The 17,731-nt window shown below is 33.3% G+C and carries 16 protein-coding genes, 14 tRNA genes, 1 rRNA gene and 2 riboswitches; of the genes, 2 read left to right on the top strand and 29 right to left on the bottom strand.

Annotation, left to right across the window (positions count from 1 at the left end; translation table 11 throughout):
* Positions 1–163 precede the first annotated feature (163 nt).
* From BMW29_RS12135 to BMW29_RS12090, 10 genes are all read right to left on the bottom strand, one after another.
* A complete protein-coding gene (locus BMW29_RS12135) occupies positions 164–1,591 on the bottom strand; it encodes a sensor histidine kinase (RefSeq protein ID WP_092653733.1) in 1,428 nt (475 codons plus the stop codon).
* Positions 1,584–2,156, bottom strand: a complete 573-nt coding sequence (locus tag BMW29_RS12130; RefSeq protein ID WP_092653731.1) for an ANTAR domain-containing response regulator — start codon at positions 2,154–2,156, stop codon at positions 1,584–1,586. Before BMW29_RS12130 ends, BMW29_RS12135 begins: the two co-directional genes overlap by 8 nt.
* Positions 2,157–2,258: 102 nt before the next feature.
* A complete protein-coding gene (eutS, locus tag BMW29_RS12125) occupies positions 2,259–2,603 on the bottom strand; it encodes an ethanolamine utilization microcompartment protein EutS (protein ID WP_092653729.1) in 345 nt (114 codons plus the stop codon).
* A gap of 206 nt (positions 2,604–2,809) precedes the next feature.
* Positions 2,810–3,946 carry a 1-propanol dehydrogenase PduQ gene (locus tag BMW29_RS12120; protein WP_092653727.1) on the bottom strand — a complete coding sequence of 379 codons (1,137 nt, stop codon included), beginning with the start codon at positions 3,944–3,946 and terminating at the stop codon, positions 2,810–2,812.
* Between the two features lie 469 nt (positions 3,947–4,415).
* Positions 4,416–4,564, bottom strand: a riboswitch (adenosylcobalamin (AdoCbl) riboswitch).
* A gap of 54 nt (positions 4,565–4,618) precedes the next feature.
* On the bottom strand, positions 4,619–5,194 hold the full coding sequence (locus BMW29_RS12115) for a cob(I)yrinic acid a,c-diamide adenosyltransferase (protein WP_092653725.1): 576 nt from the start codon (positions 5,192–5,194) through the stop codon (positions 4,619–4,621).
* Between the two features lie 168 nt (positions 5,195–5,362).
* Complete coding sequence (locus BMW29_RS12110) at positions 5,363–5,791, bottom strand: EutP/PduV family microcompartment system protein (RefSeq protein ID WP_092653723.1); 429 nt, start codon at positions 5,789–5,791, stop codon at positions 5,363–5,365.
* Between the two features lie 49 nt (positions 5,792–5,840).
* Positions 5,841–6,524 carry an ECF transporter S component gene (locus BMW29_RS12105; protein WP_092653721.1) on the bottom strand — a complete coding sequence of 228 codons (684 nt, stop codon included), beginning with the start codon at positions 6,522–6,524 and terminating at the stop codon, positions 5,841–5,843.
* Positions 6,511–8,148, bottom strand: a complete 1,638-nt coding sequence (locus BMW29_RS12100; protein ID WP_092653719.1) for an ABC transporter ATP-binding protein — start codon at positions 8,146–8,148, stop codon at positions 6,511–6,513. The genes BMW29_RS12105 and BMW29_RS12100 overlap by 14 nt, the downstream gene beginning before the upstream one ends.
* Positions 8,127–9,008, bottom strand: a complete 882-nt coding sequence (locus BMW29_RS12095; protein ID WP_092653717.1) for an energy-coupling factor transporter transmembrane component T — start codon at positions 9,006–9,008, stop codon at positions 8,127–8,129. Before BMW29_RS12095 ends, BMW29_RS12100 begins: the two co-directional genes overlap by 22 nt.
* A gap of 226 nt (positions 9,009–9,234) precedes the next feature.
* A riboswitch (cobalamin riboswitch) is annotated at positions 9,235–9,426 on the bottom strand.
* A 217-nt stretch (positions 9,427–9,643) separates the two neighbouring features.
* Positions 9,644–10,036 (bottom strand): DUF4430 domain-containing protein, encoded by a 393-nt coding sequence (locus BMW29_RS12090; RefSeq protein WP_092653715.1) that lies wholly within the window; start codon positions 10,034–10,036, stop codon positions 9,644–9,646.
* A 606-nt stretch (positions 10,037–10,642) separates the two neighbouring features.
* On the opposite strand from BMW29_RS12090, the gene BMW29_RS14245 reads away from it, so the two are divergent.
* Entirely contained in the window at positions 10,643–10,837 is a 195-nt protein-coding gene (locus tag BMW29_RS14245; RefSeq protein WP_425431605.1) for a site-specific integrase, read from the top strand.
* Positions 10,838–10,998: 161 nt separating this feature from the next.
* Here BMW29_RS14245 and BMW29_RS14240 read toward each other — a convergent pair whose 3' ends face one another.
* The 4 genes from BMW29_RS14240 to BMW29_RS12070 form a co-directional block, all read right to left on the bottom strand.
* On the bottom strand, positions 10,999–11,082 hold the full coding sequence (locus tag BMW29_RS14240; RefSeq protein ID WP_425431606.1) for a hypothetical protein: 84 nt from the start codon (positions 11,080–11,082) through the stop codon (positions 10,999–11,001).
* A gap of 383 nt (positions 11,083–11,465) precedes the next feature.
* On the bottom strand, positions 11,466–12,827 hold the full coding sequence (locus BMW29_RS12080) for a hypothetical protein (protein WP_092653713.1): 1,362 nt from the start codon (positions 12,825–12,827) through the stop codon (positions 11,466–11,468).
* 278 nt (positions 12,828–13,105) lie between these two features.
* Positions 13,106–14,794 (bottom strand): nuclease-related domain-containing protein, encoded by a 1,689-nt coding sequence (locus BMW29_RS12075; protein ID WP_092653711.1) that lies wholly within the window; start codon positions 14,792–14,794, stop codon positions 13,106–13,108.
* A 283-nt stretch (positions 14,795–15,077) separates the two neighbouring features.
* The gene (locus tag BMW29_RS12070) at positions 15,078–15,602 is read right to left on the bottom strand and encodes a hypothetical protein (RefSeq protein WP_143047366.1); all 525 of its coding nucleotides are present in this window, start codon (positions 15,600–15,602) and stop codon (positions 15,078–15,080) included.
* Between the two features lie 151 nt (positions 15,603–15,753).
* Here BMW29_RS12070 and BMW29_RS12065 point away from each other — a divergent pair, with 151 nt between their 5' ends.
* Positions 15,754–16,071, top strand: a complete 318-nt coding sequence (locus tag BMW29_RS12065) for a tyrosine-type recombinase/integrase (RefSeq protein ID WP_092653707.1) — start codon at positions 15,754–15,756, stop codon at positions 16,069–16,071.
* Between the two features lie 71 nt (positions 16,072–16,142).
* On the opposite strand, the gene BMW29_RS12060 is transcribed toward BMW29_RS12065, so the two are convergent.
* From BMW29_RS12060 to rrf, 15 genes are all read right to left on the bottom strand, one after another.
* Positions 16,143–16,226, bottom strand: a tRNA-Leu gene (locus tag BMW29_RS12060).
* A 30-nt stretch (positions 16,227–16,256) separates the two neighbouring features.
* Positions 16,257–16,330 (bottom strand) — tRNA-Cys (locus tag BMW29_RS12055).
* A 16-nt stretch (positions 16,331–16,346) separates the two neighbouring features.
* A tRNA-Gly gene (locus BMW29_RS12050) sits at positions 16,347–16,418 on the bottom strand.
* Between the two features lie 68 nt (positions 16,419–16,486).
* A tRNA-Gln gene (locus tag BMW29_RS12045) sits at positions 16,487–16,558 on the bottom strand.
* 19 nt (positions 16,559–16,577) lie between these two features.
* Positions 16,578–16,650: transfer RNA gene (locus BMW29_RS12040), tRNA-His, on the bottom strand.
* Positions 16,651–16,676: 26 nt separating this feature from the next.
* Positions 16,677–16,749, bottom strand: a tRNA-His gene (locus tag BMW29_RS12035).
* A 14-nt stretch (positions 16,750–16,763) separates the two neighbouring features.
* Positions 16,764–16,837 (bottom strand) — tRNA-Trp (locus BMW29_RS12030).
* A gap of 28 nt (positions 16,838–16,865) precedes the next feature.
* Positions 16,866–16,949, bottom strand: a tRNA-Tyr gene (locus BMW29_RS12025).
* 7 nt (positions 16,950–16,956) lie between these two features.
* A tRNA-Phe gene (locus BMW29_RS12020) sits at positions 16,957–17,032 on the bottom strand.
* Positions 17,033–17,062: 30 nt separating this feature from the next.
* A tRNA-Asp gene (locus tag BMW29_RS12015) sits at positions 17,063–17,139 on the bottom strand.
* A 44-nt stretch (positions 17,140–17,183) separates the two neighbouring features.
* Positions 17,184–17,256, bottom strand: a tRNA-Val gene (locus BMW29_RS12010).
* Between the two features lie 10 nt (positions 17,257–17,266).
* A tRNA-Glu gene (locus BMW29_RS12005) sits at positions 17,267–17,338 on the bottom strand.
* A 16-nt stretch (positions 17,339–17,354) separates the two neighbouring features.
* Positions 17,355–17,443 (bottom strand) — tRNA-Ser (locus BMW29_RS12000).
* A 68-nt stretch (positions 17,444–17,511) separates the two neighbouring features.
* Positions 17,512–17,585, bottom strand: a tRNA-Asn gene (locus tag BMW29_RS11995).
* 10 nt (positions 17,586–17,595) lie between these two features.
* Positions 17,596–17,711 (bottom strand): 5S ribosomal RNA (rrf, locus tag BMW29_RS11990).
* Positions 17,712–17,731 lie beyond the last annotated feature (20 nt).

Here is a 17,731-nt window from a genome sequence, read left to right as displayed (position 1 = left end):
ATCCACTAAAGCTTTTCCTTTTTTAATGAATGATGATAAAGCCAGCAGTTAGTAAGCTAAGCTACTAAAAACATAAAAAGACACCTAAAGAAAGCATCCTATCTTGATAGGATCACTAACTCTAAGCGTCTTTGCTTAAATGAAACTGACAGCAGCGTCAGTCTTAGTTTTTAAAAGAGAAACAAGTACTTGTCCCAATTTCTCTATTTGATTTAATTTTTATTTTGCCACGTAATTTATCTTTCACATAGCTGTTGACGATTTGTAAACCTAAACTTGTTGTCGCAACTTTTTTCACATCGAAGCCCGTACCATTATCAATAACCGAAATGGTAATGACTTTTTCATCTTTTTTGGCTGTTAATTGAATCAAGCCAACTTGGTCATTTTCAAAGGCATGATCATAACTATTTTGTAATAATTCATTCACAATTAAGGCAATGGCAACCGTGCGATCGCTATCAATAACGATTTCTGGACTGACATCATTCATAATTGTAATTTGCTGACGCTCTGAAAAGCAGCGTTGAATATTATAAACAACTGATTCTAAGACTGTCTTTAACTGAATGCCATCCTCAACTTGTTTAGATAGTAATTCATGCGTAGCTGAGATAGCTAAAATCCGACTGACACTTTCGTTTAAAACAGTTTTAGCTTCTTGACTTTCACAACGTCTTGCTTGAATGCGTAACAAGGAAACAACTGATTGTAAATTATTTTTTACCCGATGGTGAATCTCTCTAATCGCAACTGACTTAGAAATAATCTCTGCTTCTTTATCTTTAATTTCAGTTTTATCTTGCAACATCATAATAAAAACATTTTCTTGATCAACAAAAATTTGCTTCATTGCAAAATAATAAGAATCAAATTTCACTTCTTTAACATGAGAATTAGACCATTCACCCGTTGTTTTTAAATAAGCTAATTGTTCAAAAGTCGATAAATCTAAAGATAAATTATCATAATGTAACCCTAGAATGTCTCCGATATAACCAAAGGATTCATAATAAAGATCAGCTGCTTTATTTTTTTGTAGCAAGTAACCTGCTTTATCAAAAATCAAAATCCCATCATTCAGATTATCCACAATGGACTCATTAAATGATTCGATTGCCTGTAAAGCAGAAGAAACTTCAACAAAATCTTGGTGTTTATGACTGACTTCAAAGCTATCCTTAATCGTTTGACTGACATCCTCTTCAATAATGAGAACCGCTATATTTCTTTTATTGTTGCGAATAGGATACACTTTTTGTCTAATTAATTTATCTTCTTGATTCCGTGCTAGTAGCCCTTCAGAATTAAGTGTTGTTTCAAAGGTTCTTAACACACCTGGTTCATTTTCACGCTTTGCCGTTTTTCCAACAACTGTTTCCTTGTATAACGAAGCAACCTTGGTTGGTGGCTTATGATAAATGACCACTGCTTCTCTCGTGTAAATATTGATAATATCAATAAAAACATCTTGTTCAGCATACATGGTGCTCATTTCAATTTTATGCGCTTGAAAACAAATTTCATCAATATCTGCATCTGTTAAATCAGAATACTTTTGACAAAGTGCTGCTATTTGATTCTTAATCATCTGTCATCACAATCATTTCAGCAATCTCAATCATCGGACAGCGTTTATCCATACTTAATGTTCGAAGCATTTGATAAGCATCTTCTTCAGTAATCTGATGCTCAATCATTAAGCTACCCTTAGCGCGCTCAATAATTTTTCGCTCTTCTAATTTCTTTGTTAACTTAGTAAGCTGTTCTTCTAGCTTTTGCGTTTCTTTTCCTTTGGCAATACTCATTTCAACAGTTGGAATCAATGATTTTTCATCCAAAGGTTTGACTAAGTAGCCTAAAGCACCAAAGTTTTTTGCACGTTCAGTATTGGTGGCATCACTAAAGGCTGACAATAAAATGATACCTCCTGCTAAATGCTCAGAAGCAATTTTCTTTCCTGCTTTCAAGCCGTCTAATAAAGGCATTTGAATATCCATAATGACTAAATCGGGATGCTGACTCTTACAAAGTTCAATGGCCTCAAACCCGTCTGAAGCTTCGCCTACAACATCGTAGCCAGCTGCTTCTAAAATATCACGAATATCCATCCTTGTAATAGGTTCATCATCGACTATTACAATTCTTCCATTCATTCTGTCACTTCCTATCATTTTTTATATCAAATAAAAACGTCAACAAAGGCATTTAAGAAAATTTAAGTCACTTCATTTAAACAAAGTCTTGTTAGAAAAGATTTAAGTTTTTGTAATATGTGTACCTGTAAATCCTAGAATCTTTTCAAGACCACTTAAAACTTCGGATAAAGCAGATTCTACAGAAGCAACATCTCCAGTAATAACAACTGATCCACTAAAACGATCAATAAAGCCAATTTGGACATTCGCAGCTTTCGTAGCGATATCCACAGCAATAATGGCCGCTTCACTAGGTGTAATTGTTAAAATACCGATTGCATTATAATTGCAATCCAACAAACCCAATTTTTCATAGATTGTTTGATCTGGGCTGGCAATAATATGTGCCAATGTTACCTGTTTACCAGGAACATATTCCTGAATCATTCTTTGTTTCTCTTCCATTTCTCCACCTATTTTCTACATGTTATTGGAAAATCCTTACTGAAATGACAAACTTTATTTTGCTTATGCTAGAAAAAAGAACATAAAAAGCTCCTTAAAAAAAGATAAAATCTCTTTTAAGGAGCATCGTTGCTCAATCATTAATTGTTATGCACGCCTTTGTGCTCTTAAACATTATATTCCAGCTGGAAAGCGATGTCAATCCTCTAAACCAACATTGTATCTAAAATCTCTTCAATCTCTAATTCTTTCGGTACTCTTGGATTTGTTGCCGTACAGCCATCTTTTAATGCGCCAACAGCAATTGCATGTTTTTCAGTGGTAAAGACTTCTTTTGTAACCCCACATTCAGTTAGCGTTGTTGGCATATTTAATTTTTTCTGTAACTGTTTAATTTCATTAATTAAACTGCGCACACCAATGCGCGTGTTGCTGGCAGGTAAACCTAATATTTTAGCTAAAGCAGTATAACGTTTTGCGGCTTCATTGGTTGGCACACTTTGAAAATCAGTAATGCCCGCATTATAACGAATCACATGTTGAAGTAATAAAGTATTCATACGCCCATGAGGAATATGGAACTTCGCACCTGCAACATGGGCAATCCCATGATTCAAGCCTAAAGAAGTAATATTAAAGGCCATTCCAGCCAAACATGAAGCATTATGCATTTTTTCTCTAGCTTCCATATCATCCCCATTACGATAAGCGCGTTCTAAATACTCAAAAACGAGCATCACTACTTTTTCACATAAAGCATCCGAATAGTCATTCGCTTTTGTAGAAACATAAGCTTCTAGTGCGTGGGTTAAGACATCCATTCCGGTATCAGCTGTAATCGCTGGTGGTACAGAGCGAACCAATGTTGCATCTAAAATTGCTTCATCTGGTAAAATAGCATCTGTCACGAGTGGATATTTCATCGCTTTTTCTTGATTGGTGATCACTGAGAAATTGGTAACCTCTGAACCAGTTCCACTAGTTGTTGGAATCACAACAAAAGGCATCGCTTTAACCGTTCCTAATTTCTGACCAAAAAACTTCATCGCCTTAGCAGCATCAATCGCTGAACCGCCACCAATTGCAAGCATTAAATTTCCATCAAAGGCATTTAAAGCACTAATTCCCGCTACCACATTTTCAATAGGTGGATCCGGAATAATCTCACTAAAAATTTCAAATTCATTATTCGCTTCAATTCTTGAAGTAACTGTTTCAATCATACCAGAACTAACAATAAATGGATCCGTCACAATAAATATTTTTTTATTTTGATAATCCTTTAAACGATCTAACGCATTCTCTCCAATAAACAAATCTGTTTTAAAACTTATTTTTTCCATATTTGCAACATTCCTTTCAAGCTTTTTTATAGGTATTTTCGTGAAATAATCAAAAAAGAAGCTTTAGAAAAAAGGCAGTCATCCTGCACATCTTTCTAAAGCTTCTTTGCTATATCAGATTATCCCACATCCTTGTGAGAAACATATTCAATTCATTTATAATTTACTACTTTGGGTGGATACTGTCAATACCAATGTCTAAAATAAATAAAAGATAGGCAATCAAAGCACCTCATTGTACTTATCCCTTCGGCGTCATTGAGAAGGTTATTGCCCACTGTCTTTTTGTGCACAACATTGTGCAAGTGGCGCTGTTTTCTGCTGATGAAGGCAGAGAACTTGATAAAATTTCTATTTTCATAGAAAAGCTGTTTAATGAAAGGCACCTACTAAAAGCAATGGACAATTTAGAAACATACGAAGATGTTTGCTAAACAAAAAAAGTCCCAGAGACAAGTGCGCACTGGAACAAAAGCCTATTGTTTTGCCTCGAAACAACAGTACCAGAGTATTTTAGAAGAAAAGACCTGACTTAAAGCAAGCATTGCTTATTACAGTGGCGGGACCGCGTTGGATTTTCACCAAACTTCCATTTTTCTAAAATAATTTAAACAAGCTATATTTTATCTGCTTCATTATAACATATTTGGAATTGTTTGCAATCTCAAATCTTTATTTTGCAGGTCCATTATGAAAAACTTTACCACTACGTTGATAATGAACATCTTGACAATTAGCACGGTAATTTACCACACGAGCAATTGCAAAAAAGTAATCAGATAGACGATTGACAAACTTTAACACATGACTGTTGATTTCAGCAGTCCAAGCAACACTCACAATATAACGTTCTCCACGTCTTGCAACTGTTCTTGCCATATGCAATTGACTAGCAATTGGTGTACCACCAGGAATAATAAATTCTTCAATTTGAGGCGGAATTTCCGTATAAACATCAATGCGCGACTCTAACCATTTCGTTGGCTCCTTTGTCATTCGGTATTCACGAATCCCATCTGGTGTTGCTAGATCTGTTCCACAATCAAATAAATACTGTTGAATTTCAGCTAGCTCTGCTTTGATATCAGTATTTTCTGTATCATTCATTTGACTGACAATAAAACCAACCAATGAATTTAATTCATCCAATGTTCCATAAGCAGAAACACGAGCTGAATCTTTACTGACTTGTGCACCACCTACTAAACGAGTCATTCCTTTATCGCCAGTTTTTGTATAAATCTTCATTTCAATTCACTCCCCTATTAAAAGTTTGTTGTGCCCGATTTACTCTGAAAGAAAAATAGGAAATTGGAAGAATGACGCTTTTTGTCATTTTTACAATTTATCTTTTTTCCGAAGAGTTGGCTCATAAGAACTAGCCATCATTAAAAGTTTGTTGCGCTTGATTGACTCTTATTGTAAATAATCAACTAATTCTTTAATCCCAGCATCTTCATAAGATGAGACTCTAAAAACAACTTTTGCTCCTGCTAAATAAAGTCGTTTTTCTGCTTCAATAATATCTGCTTCGCTAGCTGCTAAATCAATTTTTGTCACAATCCCAATCGTGGGCTTAGCAAAAAGTGTGGCAAAAAGTGGTGCAAAAACTTGTTCTTTCTCACTCACACTTGCTAATAGTGCAACAACCTCAGCTTCAGTCGATGTAACGGTTAAAGCACTATAGTATTGACGATGTTGGATAAATTCACCTGGCGTATCTATCATATCTGCATGAAATTGAACAGCTTGTGTTTTATGATAAGATAATTCAGCCCCTTCGATTCTTTGGCATAAGGTTGTTTTCCCACAACCAATTGAACCAATAAACATGACTTTTTTCATTCACTATTTCCTCCTTTTTAATGATTCTATTTCTTATAACTTTTTAGGTTCAATCTAGTAAACCATATTTTTTTTGAAAACGTCTCATCACTTTTATCCATGATGAGCTAAAAAGCCACAAGAAAAATACATTAGACAAAGCATGCGCTAAATCAAAATAAAAACTGGCTATATAGGCTTGAATAAATGCCAGCCAAGATAACGGATGGATATAGGCAATCACAGACCATAAATTAATAACCCAACCAAAAAGAAAACCCATGACAAATCCAAAAAGCAAGCGACTCCGCATATTTTTTAACAATGCAGAATCCTTTAATAAGCCTGCTATTAATCCAATCATGCTCCAAGAAAACATTTGCCATGGTGTCCATGGGCCTTGACCTAAAAACATGTTAGAAACTAAAGCCCCTGTAGCCCCTATCATAAAGCCACCTTCACTACCTAGCACCATACCTGAAACAATGACAACAAATGTCATTGGTTGAACACTTGGGATGGCAAAAAAAAGCACACGACTTGCTGCCGCTATTGCACCTAAAACAGCTAGAAAAACAATTTCTCGTGACTGTATTTTTTTCTTTTCAAAACGGCTATATAAAGGAACCATTGTACCAATCAAAAATAAAAAACTCACAAGCAAATAATATTGGTCACTTATCGCAACTGTTAAAACTAAAAGAAACAATAGAGAAAAAACTAGCCACCATACATTTTTTTTAACTTTTGACATAGGGTATCACATCCTCCCAACTTAAAGCTCTAGACAATTGCTTTCGAACCAATCGATTAATAGCCGTGGTATAAAAGAAATTATCACTAAAGAAGTCTTGAGTCAATCCCTCTGAAATAATTTTCCCATCAAATAACAATGCAGCCCTTGTCCCATAGGTTGCAGCAAATTCCATATCATGGGTGGTCATCACAATTGTCGTTCCCTCTTCTTTTAACTGCTGTAAAAGCAACCCTAAATAATATTTTCGAATGGGGTCTAAGCCTTTGGTTGGTTCATCTAACAAAAGAATTTCTGGATTAGACAATAAAGCTAAGCCCAAAGAAACAAGCTGTTGCTCACCACCACTACAATCTAAGGGCTGTCTATTAGCGATATGCTGAATGGTTAACCTTGCCAACATCTCATTAGCTGCTCTCTCAGGATTTTCCAAATGAAGCTGCAAACTACGTTGATAAAATTCATCAAACACCGTATCATAAGCAAAATGATACGCTGGATTTTGTGAAACATACCCAATTTTCTCATAGCGCATTTGTTGTGTCAGCTTATTTAATGACTGCCCCTGCAATGTGACCTTGCCTTTACGAGGTGTCAATAAACCTGCTAAAACCATTAAAAAGGTTGATTTACCTGTTCCATTTTTCCCAACAATCCCAATCCATTCACCTTTTGAAATAGAAAAATTCAATGCCCTTAAAATAGAGCGACCATTTTTTTCATATTGAAAATGAATTGAGTTAGCCACTAAAAATGGATTATCTTGCTCTTTTTCTCCTTCAACTTTTAGCACAGACGGCTGATACAAGCTAGGTAACGCCCTTTGTCCAGCTAAGACTGAAAAAGGTAAGGCTGTTAAACTCATTTCTAAAAATAAACGCGGAATTTGAGGAATAAATAACTGTTTGTCTGCTTCTTTCCATAATTTTTTTATTACTGTAACAGGTTCACTATTTTCAATAATACGACCTGCACCCATTATCACCAATTTTGTTGCTAAGGGAAGAACTTCATCTAATCGATGTTCACTCATAACAATTGTGATCCCTAATTCTTCATGAATTCTTTTTAATAAGCCTAAAAAATCACGTGTAGCAATTGGGTCAAGCTGAGCTGTTGGTTCATCTAAAATTAATAATTTAGGTTGTAAAATCAATACTGCTGCTAAGTTAACCAATTGCTTTTGCCCACCAGATAATGTATGAATGGGCTGTTCAAGTAAATCTTGAAACCCTAAAAAACTGATAAGCTCAGCAATCCTTTTTTCAATTATTTGAGAGGGACACCCAATATTTTCCAATGAAAAAGCCAATTCACTCATCACATTATCCATCACAATTTGGTTTTCTGGATTTTGGAAAACCATTCCAATTTCAGTTGCAGACAATACACCTGATAGTTCTTGATAAGGCTTATTTTGATAAAATAGCGCTCCCGTTCTTTCTCCAACTGGCCATAACTCTTTTTTAAAATGTCGCAATAAAGTCGTTTTCCCACTGCCAGAAGATCCAGCTAACACCATAAAATCTCCCTCTTCAATCACTAAAGAATTAATGACCAATGCAGATTCTTCTTCCTCTGGATAGCTAAAGGTTAAATCCTTTATTTCTGCCAACGCCACCATAACCATTCCCTCCCTTCTAATATTAAAGGATAGCCTGTAAATAATAAGGTAAGTATCAACAACATTACATCCTCGATTCCTTTCAAACCAAATGAACCTAATGACGGATAAATTTGTAAATCCCCAAATCCTTTAAGCTTACCATAAATACAAATCCCTAAAATTATTGCACCTAAAATTAAACTAAAAATATCACGTTTTTCCATATGATACCTTAAATAACTACTTCTTTTTTTTACGCCATAGCCTCTTGCTTCCATTGAATCTGCAGTTTGTAGTGCTTCTTCTAATGAGCACACCAACAAAATCTGAACTAAATGCATCCCATTGCGTGCACGCGTTTTTATATTTCCACTATCCATTTGAATCCCTCGTGTTTTTTGAATTGCTTTAATGGTTGTTAAGCGACGAATAAAAAGTGGAACAAATCGCATAGTAATCATAGTTAGTAACGCTAACTGAGGAGATATTCTTGAAAATAAATAAAGAAATTTATGACTAGTAATCACCAGATTATAAGAAAGAAAAATAAACATTAAACAACAAAAAGACAAGGCTAGTAATCCACCATATATTATAGCTTCTAAGGTAATAGGATTACGACCAATATAAAACAAATGATGTGTTCCTTGATGATTTAATAATGGATTTACGATGACAATCACTCCTATAAAAAACCATGCGCCTTTAAACATTTGTTTCATTTTAGCACCATTATGTTGGCAAATATTATACAATATGAATAAGAATAGTTCACCAATTAAAAATACAGGATGCAAAAACATCATACTTAAAATCATAACGCCAATATAATAGCAAAAACTTGTAATTGGATGAACATCATTTAATACAGTATGCATGTTTGCGCTCCTTTATATCAATCATATACGTTTTAGCTGATTGCTATTTTGTTAAATAATACTTTGAGTTGCATTAATTGTTCTAAATGAAAATAAAAATAGGCATCCAATGATAATCAAAGGATTCCTAGAGACAGACTCATACTAAAAAATAGATAAACAAAGAAGCGGTCCCTTTGCTTTATCTGATGAATTGTACTAGACAACTCCTCCAATAAGAATTGTAGTAACTATGAGTATTAAGAGAGGTATTCTGACTTAAATTCATCCTACTTTCTCACCTTCCCAAATAGATAACTATTCAGTGGTATCTGAGATTTCGTCCTTCTTACAGTAGATTGGGGCTGTAGAGGATTTGCACCTCTTTCCCTACTTCTTAACACATATCATTTTATGATTTCTAGCACTCATTATAGGGATTTTTCTTATAAGTTACAAGTATGCTCACAATGAAACGCAAATTTGTACTCTTTTTAGTTTCTTCAAAACATCATCATGATGCGCCAACTATCCCTTTAACTGCCTTCTTCATAATAAAACTTATTTTAAATAAAGCAAAAAAATGCTAGCAATAGACAAATCAAAAAGAAGGTTTATTTGCTTCAACCTTCTTTTATTTTTAGCCTTTAGATAGCTTATTGTCCACTTAAATCCCAGACAATTTCGTCACCGTCTTTAAGCTTTGTATCGCTTGCTCCAACAGCAGCAGGTGTGCCATTTACATCATAAAGCCAATAACTACCTTTTGTATTTTGTTCTGCATTATCTTGTTCTTTACCTGCAATCGCTTTGATAAAACCATTATCTGTAACAACTTCAAAATTCTCTTCCATAACAGTTTGTAAATCCGTATTTTCAGCTACTTTAATTTCTTTCTTATCAAATTCTTCATGATTTTCTTTTAAAATAACAGTAACAGAAATATTCTTTTTGTCAGAATTGCTGTCCTTTGTAGTTGCTGCATTGTTACATCCAGCAACTAAAGCAAATACCCCTAAAGATAAGATAATACGCATTATTTTTTTCATAAAAAAACCTCCAATTTTTATTAAACTCATGATAATTAGCTAAGTGAAGTTAAAATGAATAAAAACTGACACTTACCAAAAAAGTGCTACTTTTTTTATAAAAGCTCAGAATATCATCTTGATAACTATCTTTTTATTTATTTCCACTAGCTTTAGCAGCTCATATTGTTGCCTTACAAGATCTTTATTTTAGCGATATTTCCAATATTACAATTTTATGATGGAAAATATTACCAAAGTTTTGTACACCTAAGAATAAAAGACATACACTTTAAATATAATCCTTCTTCACAGCGTTCCTCCAACTAACATATTCCGCTTTGACTTCCCTCAAAAAACAAGTAATAGAGAACAACTTTTTCCCAACTAAAATGTTATTCGCTTACTAGTTATAGGATAAGGCAAATGCCCTAATTTAAGTCATCTTGATTATAGAGAAGTATCACACAAAACACAACTCACTAAAGACTATAAAACAATAATGTATTAGTGAACATCCTATCAGAACAATAAAGAAACAGTTCTTTTATTGATTCAATAGCTTCATGATAAGAATTCTTATCCCTGAAACCAGTTCAATATGTCCCTAATATAACCACTTGTCACATGGTAACTAACAAGTACAATACCATTCTAGAGCGAACAACAAAGCTAAAACGGATTCGGATTCATGACTTTAGACACTCACATATAGCCTTATTAGTTGAGAATAGCGAAAAGGAATTTCCAATTAAAGAAAGACTCGGTCACGCCTCCATTCATCCGACTTACGACACATATGGACATCTTTACCAAAGTTAAGCAGGAAAGCATGTCAGATAAGCTAAATAACCTCTTTTAACACAATCCTAACACAACATAAACCAACTCATTCCCTAACGAATTGAGTGGCTTATTTTTATTGATTTTTGGGTGCTAGTAATTGACTCATGTTAATATAGCAAGTTATAAAGCTATAGCGTTCAGAGTTTGTCAGCAGTAATAATTCTATATGTATAGGAATTAACAGTAACAGTAAGTCTAACTTTATTTTTCTTATCTTCAATATAATAGTTCTTGCCTATTTTATTATAATATTAGTTTCACATTCGACTTTCTGGTAGACAAATTTTTCAATCTCATCTTTTGACATGGTTATTTTTAGTTTTTTATTTATTCTGCTTATATCTGGAAACATTCATGGCACAAAGTGGAGACTTTCCTAAAAATAACCAAAACAAAAAGAAGAGCACCAACATAATTGAAAACGTTGGTGCTCTAGATATACCGGTGGCCGGGGTCGAACCGGCACGATCGCGAGATCACAGGATTTTGAGTTCTATTATATGTTATTATTAGTAACAAAATACAATGTTTAATAATATTTATCACATTTTGAAACTATGAATACATCCCAAAAACAACCTAATTCAGTGCAAAGTCAGTAATTTTACAAAAATGTTCTATAATCATTGAATTTATCATAAATTCCAATAGTATTTAACAACTCATTGATAATAGTATCCTTACTTGATGGATTATTTTTTATTTCAGAATAAATACCTAATAATTGTAACGTGGAAATCAAACAATGTTCTCTTTTTACTGAATAATTGACCATTTGATTTGGAAAAACATCATCGTTCCTAACAGATAAATCTTTATTTCTAAATCCATTTACTATCAACAATGGCTTGGGAGTTATGCCTTCCTTTTCAATAAACTCTGCAACCCATTTCTCTAACTGGGCACCATGTTTCTCAGCAGAACTACCATTAACTCCTTTAATTTCAACAACTACTTTAGTATCCCCATATTTAAAAATTCCATCAGCTCGATTATGTTCAACAGATTCACTTTCAAATCTTAAATCTAAAAGCAACTCACAGACTATACTTTCTAACTCTTTTCCAGTTGATGTGAATACTAATTTATATTTTTGGATACCAATCAAGCTGTTATTAATTTTTTCACGTGTGCTCATTAATTTTTCAATTTCCAAGTCAATTTCTTCAATTTTTTTCTTTTTTTCTTTCTCATCAAGTATATTATATTTATTAGCCCACTCTGGCAAAGAGAAATCAGATAGTGGTGATTTTATTTCTTCTTCCAAATCATCAATAACATGCAAGAAAGAATTTACCACTTCGCGAAATTTTTTTTCAGTTAAATAGTGTTCACTGTCCAAAACAGATGGTAATAAAACTATGTGCCCTTTACTTACAGAAAAAGCTTGAGAGACAATTTTTTTTGTGTTTGTAACATAAGCAAGGGGTATCCCAGTATCCGAAGACTCAAAATATGCATTATAACAATAATCCATCCCTTTAACTTCAAATAGAGCCTTATAAACTGAATCTGTTGAAGGTGTTACTTTGTCACCAAAACTAATAGTAGTATCTAATGAAATCGGGACAATATCTAATATATCAAATTCCTGAACTACATTTGTTATTTTCTGATTTCTACCAGTGCCAGAATACTGCTTATCCCCAGTATGTATATAGAAAATTCTATCTACAGGTGGAGTTACATAGATAGTTTTTCCAATATCTAATAAGTAGTCAATTTCATTCTTTATTCTGGCATAATCAGATAAGAACTCGAACGAACTATCTATCGTTAAAACTTTTTTTCCCTTGTAAGGATTATTTTCTGTATCATACTCTAATAAAATACAGTCTAAATCAATTAACACAATATCAAATTCTAATAATGAATTGTACGATTTAAATTCTAACAAATCAATATTTTTAAATCTCAAATGAGAAAATTTTGTAGATAATCCAAGTCCAGCAATACTATTCTTCATTTAACTTCTCCTCGTCGCACTTATCAACCAAATAACATTATATCACTGAAAAAGCAAAAATTCTATACGTAAAAATGTAACGTATAGAATTTTTATTAAACTAATCTACCATGTTTTATTTGATTTTGACTTTGAATAACTTCAATATATTATTGAAAGGGTCTACTGTCTTTCCATATAAGTAAATGCATGATTTTATAAAGGTTGATATATCAACGTTCAAGCAAATTATTTTAAAAATACCTCTACACACTACAAAGCTCTGGTATTATTTAAATTCAACTATTTTCTTTTATATATTCAATTAACTCTGATACATGTATAACAGGAAATTTTAAATTATCCGTACTCTCTGTTGAACTTATGGGATATTTCAAAACAATTACCCCTCTAATTTTGTTAATTTTTTCACCTTCAAAAAATTTTTCTACATAACTTTTTCTTTCCCTTAAATTTAAAACCTTTTTATTTATTTTATTTTGAAATTCTCTATTTATTTTCCCAGAAGCATTTACTTGTGATTTCATATCATATTTCATAGGTAGTGCTTTGCACTCTATAACAATAACATTCCTATTATAAAGTACTAAAACATCTATTTGTCCATATAGATGTATACCTTCTATAGCATTTTGAGGAACATCACATATAATTTTACTTTTTGGCAATTCATTTTCTATTATTTTTGCTACATTATATTCAAAAATATTTTGCATACTCTGAACATGATTTTCTAAATCTTTTTTAAATTTTGGATTTTCTACAAGACCATATTTTATATCTTCAATCAATCCAATTAACGTAAATATAAGAATATAAATTTGCACACAATAATAGTTATTACCATAAGGAATCAATGGCTTTCTTAAATACCTCTGATAATTGGAAAATCCTGAATTATTCATATATTCTTGACTATGCAATAGCTGGTTAATTAATAATTTGACATTTCTTAATTCCAACTTAGATATGTCTGAAATTAATTTACTAATATCATCGGAAGTACCCGTTACATAACTGAATATATTCATTTTTTCTCGTAATCTAGATATTAATATATCTATTTCTGAAATTTCCAATCCTAAATATTTTTGACAAACTGGAGAAATTTCAGCTTGGAATGTTTCATAGTCAGTTATGTTATGCCCGATACTAACTTTTTTAATCTGTTCTTCTAAGCAATTATCTTTAACTCTACTATCACTATTTTTTAGATATAAATAGTCATCAGTTACTCTTATTTTTGTTTTTTTATTAGTTTTAAAGATATCCAATAATTCTAAAACTAATATGATAGCCCTAGAGGTATTTAAAAGTTCGACAAAATCAAAAGAGTTACTATCACTTATTTCATCAGCATCAACAAGCTGTTTTTTTGATAAAATATAACTTATTGATTTTTGTATTGCTTGTTTATCTCTTGCTAATAAATTATTTAAATATAAGGTAGCCTCATTGATTTGTTTTCCTTTACTTTTAAAATACTGTTTATGATACCAAAATGTGTAACAAATATCTCTTGATACTTGTTCTTCTATTTTTTTATACTCTATATCTTTTCCTGAAAATAATTCAGATAAATTCAAAGTCATATGTATATTGTAATCTAACATTTGCTGCAATGAAAATAAATATACATGCATAGACTGCTCAATTAAATCATCTAATTTTTCTTTCAATATATTGTAAAAAAAATTAAGTAAATCATAAATTTCATCATTATCATTATATTCTTTTACTTCAATGCTATACTTTTTTATTAATTCTGAAAATATATAATGTTCACTTAAATTTTCTTTAACAATTTCAGGAGACATAAAAATAAAATTCGTTTTACTTTTTTCAAAAATCATTGGGATTTTATGATTAAGCAGAAAAACTATGTTATTACTATACTCATCATCAATTGAATCTCTTAGAGAGTTCATTTTTTTAAAAAAAATTTCATATTCTTTATCATCAATCATACTTACACCTCGTATAAAATATCTCACTTAACATATTGCAACTTAAATCGTAATATTTTGTACTTATTTATAAAACCATGATTTATTCTTTCAATGTACAAAACTATACTTTTAACTCATCGAATTTCTATTCTCATGCTCTGAGGGCGTTAAATACTTAGCTCGACTTTTAATTAAATCAAAATTATATTCATTTTATCGCTCTTTGCGTACCATTATATCACTGAAAAAGCAAAAATTCTATACGCAAAAATACTACGCATAGAATTTTTATTAAACTAATCTACCATTGTTTCATTTGATTTTGACTTTGAATAGCTTCAATAGATTGTTTATCCACTTTTCTATCTTTGAATTTAAAAGTTAACAATGTATCCATTACCGTTTGATTTTGTTCACTAACTTTAAACATTGATTTTACACGAACAACTACAGTCTCATTCACTTCATCAATCTTATAAATATCATAATTTTGTAACACACTCTGATATTCTAAGTTTGATGTTCCTTGAATAGCTGATAAATAATTCTTAAAGGAATCCGTGACAGAGTCTTCAAGTTTGACCACTCTGTCAGTTTTGTTATCATAATTGTACATTTTTTTTAAGAATTTTTTGACATCTTCCTGATAATTTACTGATTCTTTTTCTGTTGCTACAGATGAAGAATCTTTCAAATTATCATTAGTAGGAGTGCTTGTGTTTTTCTGTATTTCACTATCAAGATCTGATTCTACCTTTATGAGAATTGGGGAATCATTAGCACTTACATGGAATGACATCGATTTTATTACTGGAGAAATAAACATCAATAAAACAACTAGTATCATTAAAGGTCAAACGATCATTAGCGAACCAAAAACAAAAGCTTCAATCAGACGAATCACCATCAACAAATAACTTTCTGATACCTAAAAAAAATGGAAGACAGAACAACAAAAACTTTTAGAGTCTTATCTTATGGAGCTAGATAATGAAATACAAGTATTTCAATTTCAACCAAAACGGACAAATAAGGATATGGTTCACAAAAAATTTAAACAGTATTTAAAAAAGAACCCTAAGTTAAGACCCATTAGGATTCACGATTTCAGACATTCACACGTTGCACTACTTATTCATTTAAGTAAAGGGCGTGAAGAATATGACACTATTAAAGAATGTTTAAGACACTCAAGTATCACAACTACTATAGATACTTATTCGCACTTATATCCAAATAAACAGCGTAGTGTAAGCGACCCATTAGACGATATTTTTAAGTTAAGTGATTTTTAAGTGACTTATTTCTTTAAAATAACAAAAAAATACACCAATACTCCTTATAGGAATACTGGTGTATCAACGTATACCGGTGGCCGGGGTCGAACCGGCACGATCGTGAGATCACAGGATTTTGAGTCCAGCGCGTCTGCCAATTCCGCCACACCGGCATTACTCTATTTATAAACAAATTTAAAAATTGGAGGCGGTAACCGGATTTGAACCGGTGGTGAAGGTTTTGCAGACCTCTGCCTTACCACTTGGCTATACCGCCGTAAAGAAATAAAAAAAGCGGAAGACGAGGTTCGAACTCGCGACCCCCACCTTGGCAAGGTGATGTTCTACCACTGAACTACTTCCGCATCATCTTTAATTACTTATACAGCTCTGTCAATAAGAAACATCAAATTGCAGAATAAGTTTGAAACAACTGGGCTAGCTGGATTCGAACCAACGCATAACAGAGTCAAAGTCTGTTGCCTTACCGCTTGGCGATAGCCCAATAAATAAAATAATAACAAGGCGACTGATGGGAATCGAACCCACGCGTGGCGGAACCACAATCCGCTGTGTTAACCACTTCACCACAGTCGCCATCATTCAATTAATTTTCTTCTAAAGGCGACTGATGGGGATCGAACCCACGCATGGCGGAACCACAATCCGCTGTGTTAACCACTTCACCACAATCGCCATCATAAATATAATGGCAGGGGTAGCAGGAATTGAACCCACACTAACGGTTTTGGAGACCGCTGTTCTACCTTTAAACTATACCCCTAAAAGTTAAAGATTTCAAATTAAAAAAATGGTGGAGGGGGGCAGATTCGAACTGCCGAACCCGAAGGAGCGGATTTACAGTCCGCCGCGTTTAGCCACTTCGCTACCCCTCCAATATAATGGTGGCGCGGGACAGAATCGAACTGCCGACACATGGAGCTTCAATCCATTGCTCTACCAACTGAGCTACCGAGCCATTTTTATAGGTAATTATTTAATTTTAAAATGGCGGTCTGGACGGGACTCGAACCCGCGACCTCCTGCGTGACAGGCAGGCATTCTAACCAGCTGAACTACCAGACCAACTTTAAATTAACTACGCCACATTTGTTTTTTAAGAAAAACAATGGAGGTTAACGGGATCGAACCGCTGACCCTCTGCTTGTAAGGCAGATGCTCTCCCAGCTGAGCTAAACCTCCAACTTTAAAATGACCCGTACGGGAATCGAACCCGTGATACCGCCGTGAAAGGGCGGTGTCTTAACCGCTTGACCAACGGGCCTTTAATTAGAACTAAACGGAGAGTAAGGGATTCGAACCCTTGAGACAGTTTACCCGCCTACATGATTTCCAATCATGCTCCTTCGGCCAGCTCGGACAACTCTCCAGATTCAAAATGCTTCCCAATACTTCACGTATTGATATATATCCTTCTTCTATTTGATAGATATATGACTCCGAAAGTAGGACTCGAACCTACGACATCATGATTAACAGTCATGCGCTACTACCAACTGAGCTATTTCGGAATAATTAAATGCGTGGCAACGTCCTACCCTTGCAGAGGGAAACCCTCAACTACTATCGGCGCTAAGAAGCTTAACTTCTGTGTTCGGCATGGGAACAGGTGTATCCTTCTTGCCATCGCCACCACACTATTTAATGTTTAAGAGAT

The organism is Isobaculum melis, assembly GCF_900111355.1.
In the GTDB taxonomy this organism is placed as follows: domain Bacteria; phylum Bacillota; class Bacilli; order Lactobacillales; family Carnobacteriaceae; genus Isobaculum; species Isobaculum melis.
Note: the sequence above shows the minus strand (reverse complement) of the source record. Positions and strands in the feature narration are given on the sequence as shown.

Excerpts from the sequence above, each read along its gene's own strand:
- BMW29_RS12080 (WP_092653713.1), bottom strand. The coding sequence starts at position 12,827 with ATGAAGAATAGTATTGCTGGACTTGGATTATCTACAAAATTTTCTCAT.
- BMW29_RS12095 (WP_092653717.1), bottom strand. The coding sequence starts at position 9,008 with ATGCATACTGTATTAAATGATGTTCATCCAATTACAAGTTTTTGCTAT.
- BMW29_RS12075 (WP_092653711.1), bottom strand. The coding sequence starts at position 14,794 with ATGATTGATGATAAAGAATATGAAATTTTTTTTAAAAAAATGAACTCT.
- BMW29_RS12070 (WP_143047366.1), bottom strand. The coding sequence starts at position 15,602 with ATGTTTATTTCTCCAGTAATAAAATCGATGTCATTCCATGTAAGTGCT.
- BMW29_RS12100 (WP_092653719.1), bottom strand. The coding sequence starts at position 8,148 with ATGGTGGCGTTGGCAGAAATAAAGGATTTAACCTTTAGCTATCCAGAG.
- BMW29_RS12115 (WP_092653725.1), bottom strand. The coding sequence starts at position 5,194 with ATGAAGATTTATACAAAAACTGGCGATAAAGGAATGACTCGTTTAGTA.
- BMW29_RS14245 (WP_425431605.1), top strand. The coding sequence starts at position 10,643 with ATGGTAACTAACAAGTACAATACCATTCTAGAGCGAACAACAAAGCTA.
- BMW29_RS12090 (WP_092653715.1), bottom strand. The coding sequence starts at position 10,036 with ATGAAAAAAATAATGCGTATTATCTTATCTTTAGGGGTATTTGCTTTA.
- eutS (WP_092653729.1), bottom strand. The coding sequence starts at position 2,603 with ATGGAAGAGAAACAAAGAATGATTCAGGAATATGTTCCTGGTAAACAG.
- BMW29_RS12110 (WP_092653723.1), bottom strand. The coding sequence starts at position 5,791 with ATGAAAAAAGTCATGTTTATTGGTTCAATTGGTTGTGGGAAAACAACC.
- BMW29_RS12105 (WP_092653721.1), bottom strand. The coding sequence starts at position 6,524 with ATGTCAAAAGTTAAAAAAAATGTATGGTGGCTAGTTTTTTCTCTATTG.
- BMW29_RS12065 (WP_092653707.1), top strand. The coding sequence starts at position 15,754 with ATGGAGCTAGATAATGAAATACAAGTATTTCAATTTCAACCAAAACGG.
- BMW29_RS12120 (WP_092653727.1), bottom strand. The coding sequence starts at position 3,946 with ATGGAAAAAATAAGTTTTAAAACAGATTTGTTTATTGGAGAGAATGCG.
- BMW29_RS12130 (WP_092653731.1), bottom strand. The coding sequence starts at position 2,156 with ATGAATGGAAGAATTGTAATAGTCGATGATGAACCTATTACAAGGATG.
- BMW29_RS12135 (WP_092653733.1), bottom strand. The coding sequence starts at position 1,591 with ATGATTAAGAATCAAATAGCAGCACTTTGTCAAAAGTATTCTGATTTA.